The 2377-nt window shown below is 32.5% G+C and carries 2 protein-coding genes and 2 pseudogenes; all 4 read left to right on the plus strand.

Going from position 1 to position 2377, the window contains the following annotated elements; all coding sequences use genetic code 11:
- On the plus strand, positions 1–275 hold a 275-nt coding region (locus AB3X49_RS21495), incomplete at its 5' end, for a helix-turn-helix domain-containing protein (protein WP_367964624.1).
- 34 nt (positions 276–309) lie between these two features.
- Positions 310–705, plus strand: a complete 396-nt coding sequence (locus tag AB3X49_RS21500) for a hypothetical protein (RefSeq protein WP_367964626.1) — start codon at positions 310–312, stop codon at positions 703–705.
- Positions 706–1049: 344 nt separating this feature from the next.
- Positions 1050–1700: pseudogene (gene ytaF / locus AB3X49_RS21505) on the plus strand (sporulation membrane protein YtaF); the annotation flags it as partial.
- A gap of 7 nt (positions 1701–1707) precedes the next feature.
- A pseudogene (locus AB3X49_RS21510) lies at positions 1708–1815 on the plus strand (TerC family protein); the annotation flags it as partial.
- Positions 1816–2377: the final 562 nt, after the last annotated feature.

The raw sequence follows: 2377 nt of genomic DNA on the forward strand, positions 1-2377 counted from the left end.
GTCATAATAATTGTGAGTATCATATGGGAAAAGTACATCCATACTGCACAGAAACGTGTAAGATTGGTCAAGAAATTCAGCAATTAGGTTCAAGTTTGATTACAGATGAAAAAAGTCGAGAGTATAAAACAAAAGTGAAGTGGGATCAGGTATGTCAAGACGTAATGGGATTGAAAAAAGATGGCCTGACATACGTTCAAATCGCGGAAATATTGGGGTGCGACAAGAGTACAATCCGCAGACAATTGAAAAAACGAGGATCATTAGAGTCATAAAGAAGATGATAAAAGGGAGTAGGTGAATCATCATTTGTTTAACTGGCTAAAGATATATCAAGAATTAGAAGGGGAAATTGAGTACATTGAGTTTAATCTACAGCGCAGTAAAAGAGAATTAAAACGTTGGGTAAGTGGTGATTTACAAGACGTCCGTTTAACAGCTGAATCAGAAGGTGCGAAAGTAGAAGGCCATATAGAACGGATTGAATATGAATTAGCACATAAGATGAATGATTTATACGATTTAAAACAAATAATTGGTAAGTTCAAGGGATTAGATCATCAAATATTGAAGATGAAATATATAGACGGTATGACGTTAGAACAGATTGCTGATAGTGTAAGTTACAGTTTTAGTCATATAAAAAAGAAGCATGCTGAAATTTTAAAAGTCATACGATTTGCTGAAAAGGAAGGTATCATTTAGGTTCACTCCTAAAGTGAATCGAAACCCTTGTAAAAATGAGTTATAGTAATAACATAAAGAATTGATGAAAGGGCAACTGAACGTATAGGTTGTTCTTTTGTTTATGTGTAGATGTTAAAATATTACGTACCGTAATATTAATAAAAAATAAGAATAGATTGTATTGAGTTTAAACAAAAAAAATCTCATCATTACATGACTTGATTTGGAACATTTTTTTTCACATATCATACAATAACCCAGAAATAAGAGCCAACTTATCAAATAATAGAATGATCTAACAATTAATAGGTTCATTTGTTTAGCTATTAATTTAATTCAAACAGCATCGGAAAAGGAGTAAAACAGCTATGACTATAACCTCTTTGATTACCGTATTGTTGCTTTCGTTATCATCTAGTATTGATAACTTTGGGGTAGGAATATCTTATGGCATTCGGAAGATTCGTATCGGAATTCTGTCCAATTTTGTGATTGCAATTATAGCTTTTGTTTTTAGTGAATTTGGTATTATGTTTGGGCAATACATTGTGAAAATCTTCCCAGGTACATTGTCTAGTGTTATTGGTACAGTATTTTTATTTGTAATTGGATTAAGGATCATTTTGCTAACTATTCCAAGGGAAAATCAAGTCAGTCAAGAAATATTGAAGGATGATGAGACTACTTCAAATGTTGTTACTGGATATTTGAAATCACCTGAAAAGGCTGATCTTGATAAATCAGGGGATATCAGTTTTTTCGAAGCAATTGTTTTAGGAATTGCTATTTCTATGAATGCTCTTACGAATGGATTAGGTGCAGGATTATTGAAACTTTCTCCATTTGCCATATCGTTAGCAGCGGCTATATTTAGTTTTCTTGCAATTTGGTTAGGTATTAAATTAGGGGAAAAGGTTGCAAATGTAAGAATTGGAGCATGGACACTTGGACAATTTAGTACTGTCTTAAGTGGAGTAATATTATTATTAATCGCTGTACACAATTTATTTTGAAGGTATATTGAAGATATTCTCATTTGAATTTTTGTCAGCGCTGTTATCAATTATTATCATTGATTTAGTAATTGCAGGTGATAAGGCAATTGCAATTGCCTTGATTGCAAGAAATTGACGAAAGAACAGCTGGTATACAGTTATTCTTTCATTATGTAAAAAAACGAGTACTGGTGACGGAGTACTCGTTTTTTGAAACTTACAGTCTACTATTATTGTTGTGAGAATGAGTCCTAAATAAATAATAGTTTGACAAGTAAGGATTTCAAAATAATATATGTAAAAAGGATAAAGACTGTTACCAAAAAACTAATTAATTTCGTAATATTTACCAAATTTCAGACATAATCGGAATGGAGAAGAATACAATCATATAGAACGTAGTCAATATTTTTTCCGAGAGAGCATGTAGGTTGGGGAGTGCTCTCTTTCGTTTGCACACACGGAGAAGACTATACATATAGTAAAATATGGACAAACTCAGTTGTCCTATTTCAATATCATACACATACCTCTCTCTGTGGGAAGAGCATCTTTTGGCTTGGGATGCTCTTTTTCTTATACAAAAATAGGGAAACGAAAAGGGGTGAAGATAGATGGAGCTAACTCAACTTGAGAAAGTAATTGCTATTGGTACAATTCTTTCAGCGTTAACTGAAGGTGAACTTAAAGAGTAT

Origin of the sequence: Bacillus sp. C30, from assembly GCF_040838255.1 — a bacterium.
Classification (GTDB): Bacteria; Bacillota; Bacilli; order Bacillales; family Bacillaceae_G; genus Bacillus_A; species Bacillus_A mycoides.